This window comes from Intrasporangium sp., assembly GCF_036566125.1.
Lineage (GTDB): Bacteria > Actinomycetota > Actinomycetes > Actinomycetales > Dermatophilaceae > Intrasporangium.
The window spans coordinates 1-17,471 of record NZ_DATCWX010000200.1; the positions used below are offsets into that span (position 1 = coordinate 1).

Below are 17,471 nucleotides of genomic sequence, written 5' to 3' on the forward strand. Positions count from 1 at the left end.
GAGCCGGCTCAGCGGCATACGGCACCTTCCGTATTTGCTTGAGAACCAAAGGAACCGCTGTGGAGACGTTCACGATCACCGTCGAGCCACTCGGTCGTGAGATCGAGTGCCGCGAGGACCAGACCATCCTCGACGCCTGCCTGCGCAACGGCGTCTGGCTGCCGCACTCGTGCACCCACGGCACGTGCGCGACGTGCAAGTCCGACATGCTCGACGGCGACGTCGACCACGGTGACGCGAGCTCGTTCGCGCTCATGGACTTCGAGCGCGACGAGGGCAAGCTGCTCACCTGCTGCGCGAAACCGCGCTCCGACGTCGTCATCGAGGCCGACATCGACGTGGACGAGGACGTCGAGGTGCATCCGGTCCAGGACTACGTCGCGACCGTCGTGGCGCTCGAGGACATCGCGACCGACACGCGCCGCCTCGTCATCGAGCTCGACCGGCCGATGGCGTTCAACGCCGGGCAGTACCTCAAGTTCCAGGTGCCCGGCAAGGACGCCGACCGGACCTACTCCATCGCCAACCCGCCCACCGAGCAGGAGCGGCTCGAGTTCCACATCCGTCGCACGCCGGGCGGCCTCGCGTCGGACGGCTGGGTGTTCTCCACGATGGCGGTGGGCGATGCGGTCAACGTCTCGGGACCCTATGGGCGGTTCGTCCTCAAGGTCGGCGACGACCGGGACGCCGTGCTCGTGGCCGGCGGGACCGGGCTCGCGCCGATCAAGTCGATGATCCGGCACGCGCTCGAGAACGAGGCGTACGAGGGACACCTGACGCTCTACCAGGGCGGCCGGTCGAGGGAGTGGCTCTACGACGTCGACGAGTTCCGGCGGCTCGAGGCGGAGTATCCCTCGCAGTTCACGTATCGGCCGTGTCTCTCGGAGGAGACGGCGGCCGAGGTCGGGCCTGAGGCTGAGGCCTATGGCTACGGGCTGGTGACCGATGTCATCGCGTCCGAACACGCCAGCCTGAGCGGTGGCGCGGGCTACCTGTGCGGGCCGCCGCTCATGGTCGAGGCGGCCCTGAAGACGCTGATGTCCAAGCGGCTCTTCCCCCGCGACATCTACCGGGAGGACTTCTTCGACGAGTCGGACAAGGCGGCCGGCGGGCTGAAGAGTCCGCTCATCAAGCGCTGAGCCTCCCGCAACACACCCGCATAACGAGCGCATGCCCCTGCTGCAGGTGGCCCGGGCAGACGGTGAGCGGGTGTGTTGCAGGAAGGTGTGGGTCAGAGGTGGCTCTCGCGGAGGGACCGGCCGAGCGTGTGTGCGGCGGTCAGGACGGCAGGTCCGAGGCGGGCCGGGTCGATCGAGGTTGTCCGGCCCGTGATGGACAGCGCAGCGCGCACCTTGGTGTCGCTGCCGAAGACGGGAGCCGCGACGCAGGAGACCCCCACGTGGGACTCCTCCCGGTCCTGGGCGAAGCCGCGGGTCCGGGTCTGGCGCAGGTCGCGCTGGAGCGCCCCCGGCGTCGTGATGGTCCTCGGAGTGAGGCGCGGCAGGCCGGCGTCGATGCGGGCCTGGACGACGGCGGCCGGTGAGTAGGCGAGCAGCGCCTTGCCCACCCCTGTTGCGTGAGCCGGGAAGCGCCCGCCCGTGCGGGAGCCAACGGACAGGAGGTTCGCCCCCACGATCTCGACGTAGACGACATCGACCCCTTCGAGCACCGCGAGGTGGATCCGCTGGCGAGTTGCTTCCCGGAGGTCGTCCATGACCGGGCGGGCCACCTCGGAGAGCGAGCGGTAGATCGGCACCCGCTCGCCGATCTCGAAGAGTCGCAGGCCAAGGCCGTACCTCCCGTCCTCGTGGCGCTCGAGCAGGCGCTCACGGCACATCTCGGCCGCGAGCCGGAAGACGGTCGACTTCGGCAGGCCGCTGCGCCGAGACAGCTCGACGAGCGAGAGACTCGTCGACCGGGCATCGAAGGCCTCGATGATGGCGAGCGTCCGGCCGAGCACGCCAGGAGGGCTGGCGGGTGACTCAGCGGGAGCCGTGAGTTCGCTCACCTTCGCCGTTTCATTCCGCTCAGTGGAACGCATGCATTGATTGAACGCCATCGCTCGGCCACTGTCATGGCATCCCGTCGATGAGAGGCCGCTCGATGACGATCGTTGAACACGCGTGGTGTGCCACGACCCCCCGGAAGCCCGTTGCCGTCCAGGAAGCGACCCTGGGTTCCGGCCTCAAGTCAGTCGGGTCCGCCCTGGACGTGCTCGAGTGCTTCGCCGTGGATGGTGAGCTCGGCGTCTCGGACATCGCCCGGCGGCTCGGGGTCGCCAAGTCGACCGCACACCGGCTGCTCCAGACGCTGGTCTCCCGCGGTTTCGTCGAGCAGGACCAGACGACGGGCCACTACCGCCTCGGCATCCACCTCTACGAGCTCGGGCAGCTCGCGCTCGCCCGCAACGAGCTGCGGCATGCCGCACTCTCCACGGTGCGCCAGGTCGCCCAGGCGACCAGGCTCACGGTCAACTTCTCCGTGCCCGAAGGCGCCGACGTCGTCTTCGTCGAGCGGATCGAGAACGTCGACGGAGTGCGCATCCTCGGCCACTTCGGCCGCCGCCTGCCGTCCCACTGCACCAGCTCCGGGAAGGTGCTCGCGGCCTTCAACCAGACGGCCTACCGCGCCCGTCTCGCCGCAGGGTTCCCACCCCGCCTCAGGAGCACCGTGCGCACCCCCGAGGAATGGGAAGCAGTCGTCGAGCTGGTGCGGTCCCGACGGTTCGCCGAATCGCACGGCGAGTCCTTCGACGGTGCGTCATCCGTCGCAGTGCCGGTGATGAGCAACGGCACGGCCATCGCGTCACTCTCGGTCTTTGGGCCGACCGAGCAGGTCAAGCCCGCCGTGGGACAGCTCGTGCCACTGCTCACTGCCGCGTCCAACCGGATCGCCAAGAACGTCGGTCACTGAGCAGCGCCACCGACACGCCCGCCCCACACCCTCGCGTCGACGGTGCAGTTCGCGACAGCGATGGAGCCGTATGCCGCTGGGCTGGCTGCCGTCGGGCGTGCACTTCGCGACTGCGGCGTCGGTCTGGACGGCAGCCCGCGCAGACCGCGTGCGTCGCGAGCCAGCTCGCCTGATCGGCTAGCGGAGGGCGTCTCCGGTGCTCAGGTCCCGGATCAGGCCGAGCTCGCCCCGATGGGGCAGTCCTTGCCAGTCACCGCGCGTGCTCACCGCGAACGCTCCGAGCAGGATGGCCCGGTCGAGCCAGTCCGGCTCGGCCAGCCCGTCGAGCCAGGCCGACAGGAGGCCGGCGCAGAATGCGTCACCGGCACCGACGGTGTCGATGCTCGTGACCTGCGCCGCGGGCCTGTCCAGGCGACCGTTCGCCGAGTACAGGGAGGCGCCGCGGGCACCCCGCTTGACGGCCACCGCCCGGGCCCGGCCCGCCAGCAGTCCGGCCGTCGCCGACTCCTCGTCCCCGGGGGCGACGAGATCGAGCTCGTCGTCTGACGCGATCACCAGATCGCAGTGCGGGACGACCCGAGCCAAGGCGCTCCTCGCGTCGTCACGACCCCACAGCCGCGATCGGTAGTTGACGTCGAGCGAGACGAGAACTCCTGCCGCAGAGGCGGCCTCGACTGCAGCAACCACCGCGGCGTGCGCCGAGTCGGACAGCGCAGACGTCACCCCCGACACGTGCAACACGCGCGCGGAACCCTGCAGGGCCGGCAGGACGTCGCCGGGCAGGAGGCCCGATCCGCTCGAGCCGGCACGCCTATACTCGACGCGGACAAGGTCCGCAGTGCGCTGCTCGAGGAACATGAGGCCGCTCGGTGCCGTGGTGTCGACAGCGACGTGGTCCGTGCGCACTCCCTCGGCCCTGAGGTCGCGCAGAATGAGCCGGCCGAAGGGGTCCGCGCCGACCCGGCCAACCCACTCGACCTCATGGCCCAGACGAGCAAGGGCGATCGCCACATTGGACTCAGCGCCGGCCACACCCGGAACAAGCGGCTCCCCCGAGGCCAGTGGTCCACTCGAGCGGAACGAGACCAGCGCCTCGCCCAGGGTGACGACGTCGACGGCGCTCATCACAGATCCGGCCGCGCCAGCCTGACGAAGCCCTGCGCACGCGCTCGCAGCGCGCGCAGGTCGCCACCCGACGCGGCGTCCCCGACCAGTGGCCCTCCGACGCCCACGCCCATCGCGCCGATGGCCAGGTACTGCTCGGCGACTGCCAGGTCGACCCCTCCGACGGCAAGGAACGGCACGTCGGGAAACGGATCCCGCAAGGCCTTGAGGTAGGCCGGCCCGCCGAGCGACGCGGGGAACAGCTTGACGACGGAAGCCCCCCTCGCACGGGCAGCGATGACCTCGGTCGGGGACAGCGCCCCGACGACGGCTGGCAGCGACCGGGACACGGCCACGTCGAGCGACGGCGCGACAGCTGGAGTCACGATGAACTGCGCACCGGCCGACTCAACCGCGACCACCTCCTCTGCCGTGAGGACCGTGCCAGCCCCGAGTCGCGCCCCTTCGGGCAGGGTCGTCGCCAGCCGCTCAATGACGGTGAGCGCGTCCGGCGTCGTGAGGGCCACCTCGACGAAGCGGATCCCCTCCTCGAGCAGGACCCGTCCAGCGGCAACGGCGGCCTCGGAGTCAGTCCCTCGGATGATCGCCATGACCCGAGCCTGGGCGAGCTGCGCGGCAAAGAACATCACCATCACCACTCCGCGAACGAGCCGTCCGGATGGCGCCAGATGGGGCCGCGCCAGGCATGGCCCTTCCTGTCGGCCGCTCGAACTGCCGCCTCGTCGATCTCGATCCCGAGCCCGGGGCCGGTGAAGCGTTCGATGTGCCCGTCCACGAAGCTGAGTGGCTTGGTATCGAGGAGGTAGTCGAGCACCTCGGCGCCCTCGTTGTAGTGGATTCCGATGCTCTGTTCCTGGATGAGGTGGTTCGGAGTCGCGAAGCCGACCTGCAGGCACGCGGCGAGCGCAAGCGGGCCGAGCGGGCAGTGCGGCGCGAGCTGGACGTCAAACGTCTCCGCGAGAGCCGCGATCTTGCGGGTCTCGGTGATGCCGCCAGCATGCGAGACGTCCGGCTGCGCGACGGCGATGCCTGCCGTCAGGACGGGAAGGAACTCCTGGCGGCTGTACAGCCGCTCGCCGGTGGACACCGGCGTGGTCGTGGATCGGACGAAGTCGGCGATGAGGTGGGAGTTCTCCGGCAGGACAGGTTCCTCGAGGAACATCGGGTGGTAGGGCTCGAGCAGGGGTGCGACCCGCTTGGCCGTGGCGAGATTGAAGCGTCCGTGGAAGTCGACGGCGACGTCTCGGTCATCGCCGAGGACTTCCCGCGCGGCGGCGACGCGCCGCACGACGCCGTCGAGCTCGCGGACGGTGGCCAGCGGGCTCATCCGGCCGCTCGCGTTCATCTTGACGGCCGTCAGGCCTGCCTCGACCTGTTCGCGGATGTGGTCCGCGACCTCCTCCGGCTCGTCGCCGCCCACCCAGCCGTAGACCCGGATCCGGTCCCGCACGGGGCCCCCGAGGAGCTGGTGGACGGGCACCCCGAAGCGCTTCCCGGAGATGTCCCACAGGGCCTGGTCGATGCCGGAGACGGCGCTGGCGAGGATCGGCCCCCCGCGGTAGAACGAGCCCTTCGTCATCACCTGCCAGTGGTCCTCGATACGCAGGGCGTCCGCGCCGATGACCAGCTCGGAGAGCTGTTCGACGGCGGCCCGGACGGTCTCCGAGCGCCCTTCGCAGGTGGCCTCGCCCCACCCGACGATGCCGCTCTCGGTCTCGATGCGGACGAAGAGCCATCGTGGGGCCACGAGGAAGGTCTCGACGCGTGAGATGCGAGTCATTGGTCAGCCCTTCGTGGCGCCAGCAGTCAGGCCGGAGACGACGTACTTCTGTGCGAACAGGGCAACGAGCATGATCGGCACGGTCACGATGGTGGAGGCCGCCATCAGGCCACCCCAATCGATGCTGGCGTAGCCGACGAAGTCGAAGATGGCCACCGGGAGTGTCTTCGTGTTGGCGCCGGAGAGCACGAGCGCGAACATGAAGTTGTTCCAGGAGAAGATGAACGACAGGATGCCGGCCGTCGCGATACCCGGAGTGGACAGCGGCAGGGTGATCCGTCGGAAGGCGCCGATCGGGGTGAGGCCGTCGACCAGGCCAGACTCCTCCAGCTCCTGTGGGAGGCCCTCGAAGTAGCCCATCATGATGTACACGATGAGCGGGAGCGCCACGAACATGTGGCTGAGGATGAGAACTGCGAAGCCACCGACCATGCGGAGGTTGGAGAACACGTAGTACCACGGCACGAGGAGCGAGACGCCCGGGATCACCCGCGCCATCAGCACGACGAGCGCCGATCGCCTCATGCCGAACCGGGCCATCGAGTACGCGGCTGGGACCCCGAGGACGAGTGAGAGCGCCGTCGAGGCGAACGCGACCCAGAGGCTGTTGACGATGAACTTGATGTAGTTGGCCTGCTGGAGGACCGTCTCGTAGTTGTCACCGGTGGGCGAGAACACGACTGCCTTGCTCGGGTCGTAGATGTCCACGTTCGTCTTGAAGGAGGCCGCCACCATCCACACCAGCGGTGCGATGAGACCGAGGACGACCAGGGTGAGGGCCGTGGCCCGGAAGACCCGGTAGCCGGTGCGAGGGCGCATCAGACCACGTCCCTCTTGCGGGAGGTCAGCAACCACATGGAGCCGACGATGATGAGGAAGAAGATGATCAGGACCGTCGAGCTGATGCCGTAATCGTTGTAGTCGAAACTCAGGCCGTAGGCATACACGTTGAGGGTCTCCACCTCGTGGAAGGAACCGCCGCCCTTGCCCTTCGTGGCATAGAGGATGTCGAAGGTCTTCAGTGCGTCGATGCCGCGCAGCAGCACAGCGACGATGACGGTCGGCATGAGCAGCGGCAGGGTCACGTGGCGGAATCGCTGCCACGGCCCGGCGCCATCGATGAGGGCGGCCTCCTGGGGCTCGTCCGACAGCGAGGTGAGGCCGGCGAGAAGGATGAGCACGACCATCGGCGTCCACTGCCAGATGTCGATGAACATCGTCGTGGGCAGGGCCGTCGACTCGCCGGCGAGCCAGGGCTGGGGCGGAATGCCGAACCAGCCGAGGACCGTGTTGGCCAAGCCGATGTTGGGGTCGAAGATGAGCCGCCACATCATGCCCACTGCCACGGGAGTCGCCACCAGCGGCATGAGGATGGCGATGCGCACCCACTTCTCGCCCCGGAAGGGCCGCCAGAGCAGGAGTGCGACGGCCATGCCCAGGACGACCTCGACCGTGAGGACCACACTAGTGAAGGCGACGGTGCGCCAAGTGGCCGGCCAGAAGCGGTCCGTGTCTGTCAGGACTTCGGCGAAGTTGGCGAACCCCACGAACTCCTTGGACGCCCGGACTGAGCCCTCGGCGTCGGTGAGGCTGAGATAGACCGTCCAGACGAGCGGGAAGATGATGAGGACCGCCACGAAGGCCATGGCCGGCGCGGCGAAGAGCCACTTGCGGTGTTCGTTGGCCCAGCGGGCCGAGCCGGCCGTTCCGGCCGAAAGGTTTCGGATGGGCATCGACACCTCTCCTGTCAAACCACGGATGGTGCGGCGCAGGCCGACTGGCCCCTGCACCCTACGCAAGGGCCAGTCGGCGTGAACGGCGCTTACTTCTCGTCGTCCAGGAACTTCTGGAAGGCGGTGTTGGCCGTGTCTGCAGCGGCCCCTGCGTCCTTGCCGGTGATCGAGTCCACGATGGGCTGGCCGACGATCTCACGGGCCTCGGCGACCTTGACCACGACCGGTCGGTCGTAGCCGACTGAGGTGGCGGCGTTCGCGCTCATCGCCTCGACAAGGTCTGCAGGATAGGTGGAGACGGCTGCCGGGTCCGCCCAGACCGAGGTGCGGGGCCCGGGCACGCCGGCCTTCTGGTTCTCGAGCGTCTGCGCCTTGCTCGTTGCCCACTCGATGAACTTCCACGCGTTGGACTGGTTGCCGGATGCCTCGTTGATGCCCAGGGCCCACGATGGGATGTTGTAGGCCTTGGAACCGGCGGGACCGGCGGGGAACGGAGCGAAGCCGACGGTGTCCGAGACCTTCGACTTGGCGGGGTCCGTGGCGTTCTTGTAGAGGGAGCTCGCCTCGGTGTAGAACGCGGCCTGGCCCTGGGTGAAGATCGCCATCGCCTCGGGCCAGCTCATGTCGGTGCTGACATTGGCCGGACCGAGATCCTTGATGAGCCCGCCGTAGTAGGCGTAGGCCTGCTTGGCCTCCGGGCTGCCCACCGCGGACTGACCGTCCTTGATGAAGTCACCGCCGTAGCTGAACAGGAAGCTCGAGAACTGGGTGACGGCGGCGGTCTTGCCCGTGCGTGCGACGAAGCCCGCGATCTTGGGGTCCGCTGCCTTGATCTTCTCCGCCGCTGACCTCAACTCGTCCAGCGTCTTGGGCGGCGCCGCGATCCCGGCCTTCTCGAGCAGATCCTTGCGGTAGTAGAGCACCTCGGTCTCGGTGATGATCGGCACGCCGACGACCTTGTCCTCGTACGTCGTTGCTGACACCGGTCCAGCCTGGAAGTCGTCCCAGGCCCACTCTGCGTTGGACTTCGTCTGCTCCGTGAGGTCGTGGAGATAGCCGTTCTCGGCGAACAGGCGGCCCTCCTGCAGGGGCCGGTACATCATCACGTCGAGGTCGGTCGAGCCGGCGTTGAGCTTGACGTTGTACTGGTCCGAGAGCTGGTCCTCGCCGAGCTGCGTGAGCTCGACCTTGAGACCGCTCTGCTTCTCGAACTCCGGCAGCGCCTTCTTGATGTTGTCGGTCCAGACGTGGTTCGCGAGAGTGACACGCACGGTCGTGGAGCCGGCGGCCTCGTCACCACCTCCGCCACAGGCCGACAGGCCGAGGGCTGCCACCACGGCCAGAGAGGTTCCGATTACTGAACGACGCAACACTGCGGGTCTCCGATCGATTCTGCCGAACCCCATTTGCTGGGGCGTAGATGGCTAATACATCCGCCTAAAGCCCGGATGCTAGGCGATTACCTCGGATGTAGACAAGCCTGAGTGGGCGCTGAGTATGATCTGTGACATGAGCACCGGCGCCCGAGAGACAATCACTCGGTCAGGTGCGTCAGGTTTCACCGGCTTGCACGCCAAGGTCCTGGACCGTCTGGGAACTGCCATCGCGGACGGCTCCTACCCGGTCGGTTCGGTCCTCTACATCGACCATCTGATGTCCGAGTACACCGTCTCCCGGTCGGTCATCCGGGAATGCCTGCGCGTGCTTGCCTCGATGGGGCTCGTCGAGTCCCGCCGCCGCCTGGGCACACAGATCCGCCCGAAGCACGAGTGGAACGTCTTTGACCCGCAGGTGATTCGCTGGCGCCTTGGCTCAGCGGACCGGGGGGCACAGCTTCGCTCGATCACGGAGCTGCGCACCGCGGTCGAGCCCCAGGCCGCCCGACTCGCCGCTGCACGAGCCTCGCACGAGGCGGGCAGCGATCTCGTCGTCGTGGCGGCCCAGATGTGGACGGCAGGCAAGATGGGCGATCTCGACACCTTCCTTGACCTCGACATCGAGTTCCACCGCATGGTGCTGGCCGCTTCCGGGAACGAGATGCTCCTCAAGCTCAGCGACCTCGTCACCGAGGTGCTCATCGGCCGGCACGCCTACGGCCTCATGCCACACCATCCCGACGAGCAGGCGCTTCGACTCCATGCAGACGTCGCCCAGTCGATCCAGCGCGGGGACGGGGAGAGCGCCTATCAGTCGATGGTCGCGATCATGGTCCAGGCGATGGATGAGATGGGCAGCATCTGGGAGGGCGACCACCCCGCCCCCAGCTGACCGGCCGCAGCCAAGCGGGCGCGACGAAGGCTCGCGCGTGCGTTGTTCCCGGGAGCGGAACGGAGCACGACGGGGCCGCAAACCCGACCTACCGTGAAGGTCAGAGCCTCGGGTGCGGTCCGTGCATCCCGTTCGGGCTGCAGCCGGCACCACGAATCTCGAAGGGACCCCAGGTGGACGATCTCACCCGGTCAGAGGCAGCGAGGGCGCTGCTCAAGGCGTACGAGACCCGTGAGCCGATCGAGCCGTTGACGTCGACGTATGACGACCTGGCGCTCGAGGACGCCTATGCGATTCAGCTGAAGCAGATCGACGAGCTGCTGGCGGGCGGGCGGACCATCAAGGGCCACAAGGTGGGTCTGACCTCGGCGGCGATGCAGCGGCTGCTCGGGGTGTCCGAGCCGGATTACGGGCACCTGCTCGACGACTTCTTCTACCTCGAGCACATGCCGATCCCGGTGGACCGCTTCCTGCAGCCGCGGATCGAGCCCGAGGTCGCTTTTGTCCTCAAGAAGCCGCTTCGAGGCCCCGGCGTGACGGTCCACGAGGCGCTGGCGGCGGTCGACTTCGTGCTGCCGGCGCTGGAGCTGGTCGACTCACGGATCCGGGACTGGAAGATCGGCCTGTTCGACACGATCGCGGACAACGCGTCGTCGGGGGCCGTGGTGCTGGGCTCGACCCCGACGGACATCTCGGCCGTTGACCTGCGCCTTGCCGGTGCGACGTTCCACCGCAACGGTCAGGTCGTCGGCACGGGGGCGGGGGGCGCAGTGCTCGGCTCGCCGCTGAACTCGCTGGTCTGGCTGGCCAACACCGTCGGCGCGCGAGGGATCACCCTCGAGGCGGGCCACGTCGTGCTGCCCGGCTCGGTCTGCGCCATGGTCCCGGTCGCCCCGGGCGACACCTTCACCGCCACCTTCGCCGGTCTCGGCTCGGTGACTGCATGTTTCTCGACCACCTCGTCCACCTCATCCGCCACATCGGCCAAGGAGTAGCCAGATGGCTGACCAGAGTTCACGGAGCAAGGGCACCGCTGCCATCGTCGGCCCCGGCAACATCGGCACCGACCTGATGTTCAAGCTGATGCGACGCAGCGACATCATCGAGCCGCGCTGGATGATCGGGGTCGACCCGGCCTCGGACGGCCTGCGCCGCGCCGCGTCGCTCGGGCTGGAGTCCTCGCACGAGGGCGTCGACTGGCTGCTCGCCCAGGACGAGCTTCCGGACATCGTCTTCGAGTGCACCTCGGCCAAGGCGCACGAGTTCAACGCGCCGAAGTACGCGGAGGCCGGCATCCTGGCGGTCGACCTGACGCCCGCGGCGATCGGGCCGTACATCTGCCCGCCGGTCAACCTCGAGTTCAACCTCGACGCGACGAACGTCAACATGATCACCTGCGGCGGCCAGGCCACCACCCCGATCGTCAAGGCCATCTCGAGCGTGGTGCCGGTCCCGTACGCCGAGATCGTCGCCTCGATCTCGTCGAAGTCGGCCGGGCCGGGCACCCGCGCCAACATCGACGAGTTCACCGAGACGACCGCCTCGGCCCTCGAGGTCGTCGGCGGCGCGGACCGCGGCAAGGCGATCATCATCCTCAACCCGGTCGAGCCGGCGCTGATGATGCGCAACACGGTCTTCTGCGCGATCCCGGAGGAGGCCGCCGAGGCCGGCGCGCTGCAGGACGCGGTCCTGGACTCGATCCACCGGATGGTCGAGACGGTCCAGGAGTACGTGCCGGGCTACCACCTGCGGGCCGACGTCCAGTTCGACCACCCGCGCGAGACGTGGAAGGGACAGGCCCGCGTGTTCGTGCCGATCGAGGTCAAGGGCCGCGGCGACTACCTGCCGGACTACGCCGGCAACCTCGACATCATCACGGCGGCGGCCGCGCGGGTCGGCGACATCATGGTCGCCCACCGGCTTGGCGTCGCGTCGACGTGGAAGTCCTCGGCGGACCTCGGTGAGCTCCCGGAGGCCTCCCCCACCAGTACGCCGATCAGTGCACAGAAGGCAGGAGTCTGACCCATGGGCGACATGACCATCCGTCCGGAGGACGCCCCCAAGGTCACCGAGCAGGTGACCGAGTCCGACGTCCTGGCCAACACGCCGGCGGCCGGCGGTGAGCGCGACCTGCGGATCACCGACTCGACCCTGCGCGACGGCTCGCATGCCATGAGCCACCAGTTCACCGAGGAGCAGGTCCGCGGCGTGGTCCACGCCCTGGACAAGGCCGGCGTCCAGGTCATCGAGGTCTCCCACGGCGACGGGCTGGGCGGGTCGAGCTTCAACTACGGCTTCTCCAAGGTCGACGAGTTCCAGCTCATCAAGGCGGCCGTCGAGGAGGCGACCCAGGCCAAGATCGCGATCCTCATGCTCCCGGGGCTGGGGACCGTCCATCACCTCAAGCAGGCCCACGCGGCCGGGGCCTCCGTGGCCCGCATCGCGACGCACTGCACCGAGGCCGACGTGTCGATCCAGCACTTCGGTGCTGCCCGCGAGCTCGGCATGGAGACGGTCGGCTTCCTCATGCTCTCGCACAAGGCCTCCCCCGAGGAGCTCGCGAAGCAGGCCCGGATCATGGTCGACGCCGGTGCCCAGTGCGTCTACGTCGTCGACTCCGCCGGCGCCCTCGTCCTGGACACCGCGCAGCAGCGGATCCAGGCGGTCATCGACGAGATCGGCGGAAATTCACCGGAGTCGGCTCAGGTTGGTTTTCATGGCCACCAGAACCTGTCCATGGGCATCGCCAACTCCGTCCTGGCCTACCAGGCCGGCGCCAAGCAGATCGACGGCGCGCTGTGCGCCCTCGGCGCCGGGGCCGGCAACAGCCCGACGGAGGTGCTCGCCGCGACGTTCGAGCGGATGGGCATCAAGACCGGCGTCGACCTCGGCGAGGTCCTCTCGGCCGCGGAGGACGTCGTGCGCCCCTTCATCCCACGCCTGCCATGGATGGACCGCGCGTCCATCACGCAGGGCTACGCCGGGGTCTACTCCTCGTTCCTGCTGCACGCCGAGCGGGCCGCCGAGCGGTACGCGGTGCCCGCCCACGCGATCCTGCAGCGGGTCGGTGAAGCCGGCTACGTCGGCGGCCAGGAGGACATGATCATCGACATCGCGCTGCAGCTGGCCCACGAGAAGGAAGAGCTGCGCGAGCACCTGGGCAGCATGGGTGACCTGGCCGGGCTCGGGGTGCGCTGATGACCGACACCACCGCAGCCATGGGCACGGGCGCGATGCCCGACGGTGGCTGGGACATCGAGTCCGTCGCCGCGGAGCTGCTCGCCTGCGAGGACGAGCGCCGCGAGCGCGAGCCCTTCACCGACGAGTGGCCCGATCTCGACCTCGACACGGGCTACCAGATCCAGGACCTCAACCTGGCCAAGCGGCTCGACCGCGGCGAGAAGCTCGTCGGCGTCAAGCTCGGCCTGACCAGCCGCGCCAAGCAGCAGCGCATGGGCGTGCACTTCCCGTTCGTCGCGTGGCTCACCGACGCGATGATCCTGCCCGTGGGCGACCCCGTCCCCCAGTCCCGCCTCATCCACCCGCGGATCGAGCCGGAGATCGTCTTCATCATGGGTGACCGGCTCGAAGGGCCGGGCGTCACGGCCGCGCAGGCCATGGCCGCCGTCGAGTCGGTGTGGGGCGGTGCGGAGGTCATCGACTCGCGCTATCGGAACTTCCGGTTCAAGGCCGGCGACGTGGCGGCCGACAACGCGTCATCGGGTGCCTTCGTGACCGGCCCGGTCGGCCTGCCCCCGGCCGAGCTCGACCTCGGCCTCGAGGCCGTCCTCGTCGAGGTCGACGGGCAGATCGTCGACTCCGCCACCGGCGCCGCCGTCCAGGGCCACCCCGGAGAGGCCCTCGCCCTCGCCGCGAACGACCTGGCCCGCCGCGGCCACGCCATCGAGCCCGGCTGGATCGTGCTCACCGGCGGCATGACCGACGCAGTGTTCTGCCCGCCCGGCGCGTCGGTGGCGCTGCACTTCACCAACCTCGGCTCGGTCTTCCTCAACGGCGGCGAATGACGATGCCCTTCATCGAGATCACCATGGTCGAGGGCCGCAGTCCCGAGCAGCTGCGCAGCCTCATCTCCAACGTGACCCGCGCCGTCGTCGAGAGCGTCGACGCACCCATCGAGAGCGTCCGGGTCGTGCTCCGGGAGGTTCCCCCAACGCACTTCGCCGCCGGAGACGTCACCATCGACGAGCGCCGAGCCCAGCGGCATACGGCCCAATCTTCTTGAAACCCAACGCGATCCCAAAGGTGAACGCCATGACCGACTACCCCTTCTTCGGGCACATCATCGACAACGAAGAGGTCGAGTCCCTCGACGGGAAGCGCTTCGACACGATCAACCCCTGGACCCGCGAGAAGTGGGCCGAGGTGGCCGAGGCCTCGGCAGCCGACGCCGACCGTGCCATCGCGGCGGCTCGCAAGGCGTTCGACGAGGGGCCGTGGCCGCGGATGGGCCGCAACGAGCGAGCCAGGCTGATCCACCGGCTCGCCGACCTCATGGAGGAGCACGCCGACGAGCTCGCGCGCCTCGACTCGACGGACATGGGCAAGCCGTTCGTCCAGGCCAAGCACGACGTGGGCCGCTCCGTGTGGAACTTCCGCTTCTTCGCCGACCACCAGCGCGACCACGTCGGCGAGGTCATGCCGATGGACAGCGGCCACCACACCTACACGGAGTACGGCCCGGCCGGTGTCGTCGCGGCGATCTCTCCATGGAACTTCCCGCTCATGATGGCCTCGTGGAAGATCGCACCGGCCATCGCCTGGGGCAATACGTGCATCATCAAGCCCGCCGAGGACACTCCCACGTCGGTCGTCCTGCTCGGCCGGCTCGCCATCGAGGCCGGGTTCCCGCCCGGCGTCCTCAACGTGCTCAACGGCTACGGCGTCCCGGCCGGCAACTCGCTGACGGAGGACCCGCGCGTCGACCGCGTGACGTTCACCGGTGAGTCCGGCACCGGCAAGACCATCATGACCGCCGCCGCATCGCACCTCGCGCCGGTCAGCCTCGAGCTCGGCGGCAAGGGTGCGAACGTCGTCTTCGACGACGCCGACATCGACAACGCCGTCTACTGGGCGGTCGAGGCGATCTTCCGGAACGCCGGCCAGGTCTGCCTCGCGGGGTCGCGGCTCTTCCTCCAAGCAGGTATCTACGAGGAGTTCCTGGCCCGCTTCAAGGAGGCCGCGGAGAACCTCGTCATCGGAGAGCCGTTCGCTGCGGATACCCAGTTCTCGTGCCTCGCCTCCGAGGAGCACTTCCGCAAGGTCAAGTCCTATGTCGACACGGTCGAGGAGCAGGGCGGCAAGATCCTCACGGGCGGCATCGCAGAGGACGGCTCGTGGCTGGTGCGCCCGACGATCATCACCGACCTGCCGCTGACGGCCACGCAGTACTGCCAGGAGATCTTCGGTCCCGTCGTCGTGGTCAACAAGTTCGAGACCGAGGCCGAGGTCGTGCACCTTGCCAACGACACCGCCTACGGCCTCAACGCGATGCTCTTCACCGAGAACCTGTCGCGGTCCCACCGGGTCTCCTCGAGCCTCAAGGCCGGCACGGTGTGGGTGAACTGCTTCTTCATCCGCGACCTGCGGACCCCGTTCGGCGGCGTCGGCGACTCGGGCGTCGGCCGCGAGGGTGGCAACTTCAGCCGCGAGTTCTTCACCGAGCCGAAGGCCGTCGTCATGCAGATCGACCGCGAGGTGAAGGCATGACGCAGGCGGTCCTCGAGGGCACGTTCGTCGAGGTCGGAGGCGTGCGGACGTTCGTCCACGACGTCGGCTCCGGGCCGGCCGTCCTGTTGCTGCACGGCTCCGGTCCGGGGGTCAGCGCCGCGGCCAACTGGCGCCTGACGATCCCCGCCCTCGTCGAGGCCGGGTACCGCGTCATCGCGCCGGACCAGCTCGGCTTCGGCCAGACCGTGCCGCCTGAGGGGCACGAGTACTCCGTCGACTCCTGGCTGGCGCACGCCGTCGAGCTGCTCGACGTGCTCGGCGTCGAGCGCACCAGTGTCGTCGGCAACTCCTTCGGCGGGGCGATGGCCCTGCGCCTCGCGACCCGCCACGCCGACCGCGTCGACCGGCTCGTGCTCATGGGCTCGGTCGGCGTGCCCTTCCCGATCACCGAGGGCCTCGACGCGGTGTGGGGCTACGAGGCCTCCGTCGAGAACATGCGCGAGCTGCTCGACCTGTTCGCCTACGACACGTCCCGGATGACCGACGGCCTCGCCCGGGACCGATACGAGGCGTCAGTGGCGAACGGCGCGGACGAACGGTTCGCGGCGATGTTCCCCGCACCCCGCCAGCGCTGGGTGGACTCGATGGTGCTGCCGGTGGACGAGATCCGCTCCATCGCGGCGCCGACGCTGCTCTTCCACGGGCGCGAGGACAAGGTCATCCCGTTCACGACGTCGCTGAACCTCTTCCATCTCATCGAGCGGGCGCAGCTGCACGTGTTCGGCCAGTGCGGTCACTGGACGCAGATCGAGTACGCGGACGACTTCAACGCGCTGCTGACCCGCTTCCTCGCCTGAGGCGCCTCGGCGTGGAAGATCGACCGTGTGGGGGCACGGCCGAACGTCCACACCCGCCTCAGGAAGGGAACTGGCTTGCGATGGTCACGGCTGCCGGGCAGCCGTCGCCGCACGGAACCACCCGACCCGCCCAGCCGCGGGTCAAGAGGATGTCGCCGAGGTCGACGGCGAGCTCGCAGCCGGTCGGCACGAGGTCGGGCCAATGGCACCGGACGGTGAGTCGACCGGTCGCCGCTGCCTTCCGGTCACGCCGGCCATCTCGCTGCCTCTCCCGCCACCCGTCGTGGCCGAGTCGTCCGTCGATCTCGACGATCAGATCCCACTCCTCGTACTCGACATCTCGTCGCCCTCCGCCGTCGATCGGCACCTGTCGTCTGCCCGAGGGCAGTCCATGCGCCCGCTCGACATCCCGGACGTACCTGACCTCTGCGGCACTCTCGGCCCCGTCGGCCACGTCGCTGAGCGCCTCGACCAGCTCCCCGGCATAGGACTGTCGGGGTCGCGAATCCAGTGCCGCCCGCAGCGACTCCGGCGTGGCCACCTTGAGGTCGATGGCCTTTGCGGCGAGCGACACGGCCCGATCGAAGGTCCCCCCATCAGTGATGTCCAGCACCGTGTGCTCGACCACAACCCGGTGCGGCCACTCGGTCGGATGGACCCTGTTGCCGAGGGTGCGGCTACGCCTGATCGCCACCCCGCCCGGAGCCCGGACTCGTCGATCAGCCGGGATCACGATCTCGATCGTCTCGGGCTCTGACCTGACCAGACCCCACACGTACCCGGCGCTGCGACCGAAGAGGGCCGCCCCCTTGCCGGCATGGAGCAAGGCCGCCACGGCCCGGGTCTCCCAGTCGTCGCGCCCGGCCAGCGTCTGGTAGATGCCAGGGATGACGCGCACCCAGCGGCCTCGTCGGATCTGCCACTCGATCGCCTCAGCGGTCAGCCCGCCATCGATCGCCTGGGCGCGCGTGACGAGGCCGGCCTGACCCGCGATGCGCGCACGAAGGAGCGGGCCCATGATCGCCAGCGTGACCTGCTCGGCCCGGACGGCGTCGACGTTCTCCACAGGGCGGGGGCCGCGCCGGTCATCCCGGCTCGCCGTGGAAC

18 protein-coding genes are annotated in these 17,471 nt (G+C 68.8%); 10 read left to right on the plus strand and 8 right to left on the minus strand.

Annotation, left to right across the window (positions count from 1 at the left end):
* Positions 1–1,139 (plus strand): NADH:ubiquinone reductase (Na(+)-transporting) subunit F (locus VIR15_RS12265; RefSeq protein ID WP_331927983.1); only part of this gene is annotated, 1,139 nt, incomplete at its 5' end.
* 92 nt (positions 1,140–1,231) lie between these two features.
* Here VIR15_RS12265 and VIR15_RS12270 read toward each other — a convergent pair.
* Positions 1,232–2,041 (minus strand): IclR family transcriptional regulator, encoded by an 810-nt coding sequence (locus VIR15_RS12270; protein WP_331927985.1) that lies wholly within the window; start codon positions 2,039–2,041, stop codon positions 1,232–1,234.
* 62 nt (positions 2,042–2,103) lie between these two features.
* On the opposite strand from VIR15_RS12270, the gene VIR15_RS12275 reads away from it, so the two are divergent.
* The gene (locus tag VIR15_RS12275) at positions 2,104–2,913 is read left to right on the plus strand and encodes an IclR family transcriptional regulator (protein ID WP_331927987.1); all 810 of its coding nucleotides are present in this window, start codon (positions 2,104–2,106) and stop codon (positions 2,911–2,913) included.
* A 177-nt stretch (positions 2,914–3,090) separates the two neighbouring features.
* Here VIR15_RS12275 and VIR15_RS12280 read toward each other — a convergent pair whose 3' ends face one another.
* The 6 genes from VIR15_RS12280 to VIR15_RS12305 all read right to left on the minus strand — a co-directional run bounded on the left by VIR15_RS12280 (position 3,091) and on the right by VIR15_RS12305 (position 8,888).
* Positions 3,091–4,038, minus strand: coding sequence for a sugar kinase (locus tag VIR15_RS12280; RefSeq protein ID WP_331927989.1), 948 nt, complete (start codon positions 4,036–4,038; stop codon positions 3,091–3,093).
* A complete protein-coding gene (locus VIR15_RS12285; protein WP_331927991.1) occupies positions 4,038–4,670 on the minus strand; it encodes a bifunctional 4-hydroxy-2-oxoglutarate aldolase/2-dehydro-3-deoxy-phosphogluconate aldolase in 633 nt (210 codons plus the stop codon). The genes VIR15_RS12280 and VIR15_RS12285 overlap by 1 nt, the downstream gene beginning before the upstream one ends.
* Positions 4,670–5,818: a galactonate dehydratase gene (gene dgoD, locus VIR15_RS12290; protein ID WP_331927993.1), complete on the minus strand. Its 1,149-nt coding sequence runs from the start codon at positions 5,816–5,818 to the stop codon at positions 4,670–4,672. The genes VIR15_RS12285 and dgoD overlap by 1 nt, the downstream gene beginning before the upstream one ends.
* A gap of 3 nt (positions 5,819–5,821) precedes the next feature.
* A complete protein-coding gene (locus VIR15_RS12295) occupies positions 5,822–6,637 on the minus strand; it encodes a carbohydrate ABC transporter permease (protein WP_331927995.1) in 816 nt (271 codons plus the stop codon).
* Positions 6,637–7,551, minus strand: a complete 915-nt coding sequence (locus tag VIR15_RS12300) for a carbohydrate ABC transporter permease (RefSeq protein WP_331927997.1) — start codon at positions 7,549–7,551, stop codon at positions 6,637–6,639. The genes VIR15_RS12295 and VIR15_RS12300 overlap by 1 nt, the downstream gene beginning before the upstream one ends.
* 89 nt (positions 7,552–7,640) lie before the next feature.
* A complete protein-coding gene (locus VIR15_RS12305) occupies positions 7,641–8,888 on the minus strand; it encodes an ABC transporter substrate-binding protein (protein ID WP_331927999.1) in 1,248 nt (415 codons plus the stop codon).
* A gap of 172 nt (positions 8,889–9,060) precedes the next feature.
* On the opposite strand from VIR15_RS12305, the gene VIR15_RS12310 reads away from it, so the two are divergent.
* The 8 genes from VIR15_RS12310 (at position 9,061) to VIR15_RS12345 (ending at position 16,364) form a co-directional block, all read left to right on the plus strand.
* On the plus strand, positions 9,061–9,819 hold the full coding sequence (locus tag VIR15_RS12310; protein WP_331928001.1) for a FadR/GntR family transcriptional regulator: 759 nt from the start codon (positions 9,061–9,063) through the stop codon (positions 9,817–9,819).
* A 173-nt stretch (positions 9,820–9,992) separates the two neighbouring features.
* Entirely contained in the window at positions 9,993–10,814 is an 822-nt protein-coding gene (locus VIR15_RS12315) for a 2-keto-4-pentenoate hydratase (RefSeq protein WP_331928003.1), read from the plus strand.
* A gap of 4 nt (positions 10,815–10,818) precedes the next feature.
* Positions 10,819–11,841, plus strand: a complete 1,023-nt coding sequence (locus tag VIR15_RS12320; protein WP_331928005.1) for an acetaldehyde dehydrogenase (acetylating) — start codon at positions 10,819–10,821, stop codon at positions 11,839–11,841.
* A gap of 3 nt (positions 11,842–11,844) precedes the next feature.
* Positions 11,845–13,017, plus strand: a complete 1,173-nt coding sequence (dmpG, locus tag VIR15_RS12325) for a 4-hydroxy-2-oxovalerate aldolase (protein WP_331928007.1) — start codon at positions 11,845–11,847, stop codon at positions 13,015–13,017.
* Positions 13,017–13,844 carry a 2-keto-4-pentenoate hydratase gene (locus VIR15_RS12330; protein WP_331928009.1) on the plus strand — a complete coding sequence of 276 codons (828 nt, stop codon included), beginning with the start codon at positions 13,017–13,019 and terminating at the stop codon, positions 13,842–13,844. Before dmpG ends, VIR15_RS12330 begins: the two co-directional genes overlap by 1 nt.
* Positions 13,841–14,062, plus strand: coding sequence for a 2-hydroxymuconate tautomerase (gene thmT, locus VIR15_RS12335; RefSeq protein ID WP_331928011.1), 222 nt, complete (start codon positions 13,841–13,843; stop codon positions 14,060–14,062). Before VIR15_RS12330 ends, thmT begins: the two co-directional genes overlap by 4 nt.
* Positions 14,063–14,091: 29 nt before the next feature.
* Positions 14,092–15,546, plus strand: coding sequence for an aldehyde dehydrogenase (locus VIR15_RS12340; protein WP_331928013.1), 1,455 nt, complete (start codon positions 14,092–14,094; stop codon positions 15,544–15,546).
* Entirely contained in the window at positions 15,543–16,364 is an 822-nt protein-coding gene (locus VIR15_RS12345) for an alpha/beta fold hydrolase (protein ID WP_331928015.1), read from the plus strand. The genes VIR15_RS12340 and VIR15_RS12345 overlap by 4 nt, the downstream gene beginning before the upstream one ends.
* Positions 16,365–16,422: 58 nt before the next feature.
* Here VIR15_RS12345 and VIR15_RS12350 read toward each other — a convergent pair.
* On the minus strand, positions 16,423–17,471 hold a 1,049-nt coding region (locus VIR15_RS12350; protein WP_331928017.1), incomplete at its 5' end, for a type IV toxin-antitoxin system AbiEi family antitoxin domain-containing protein.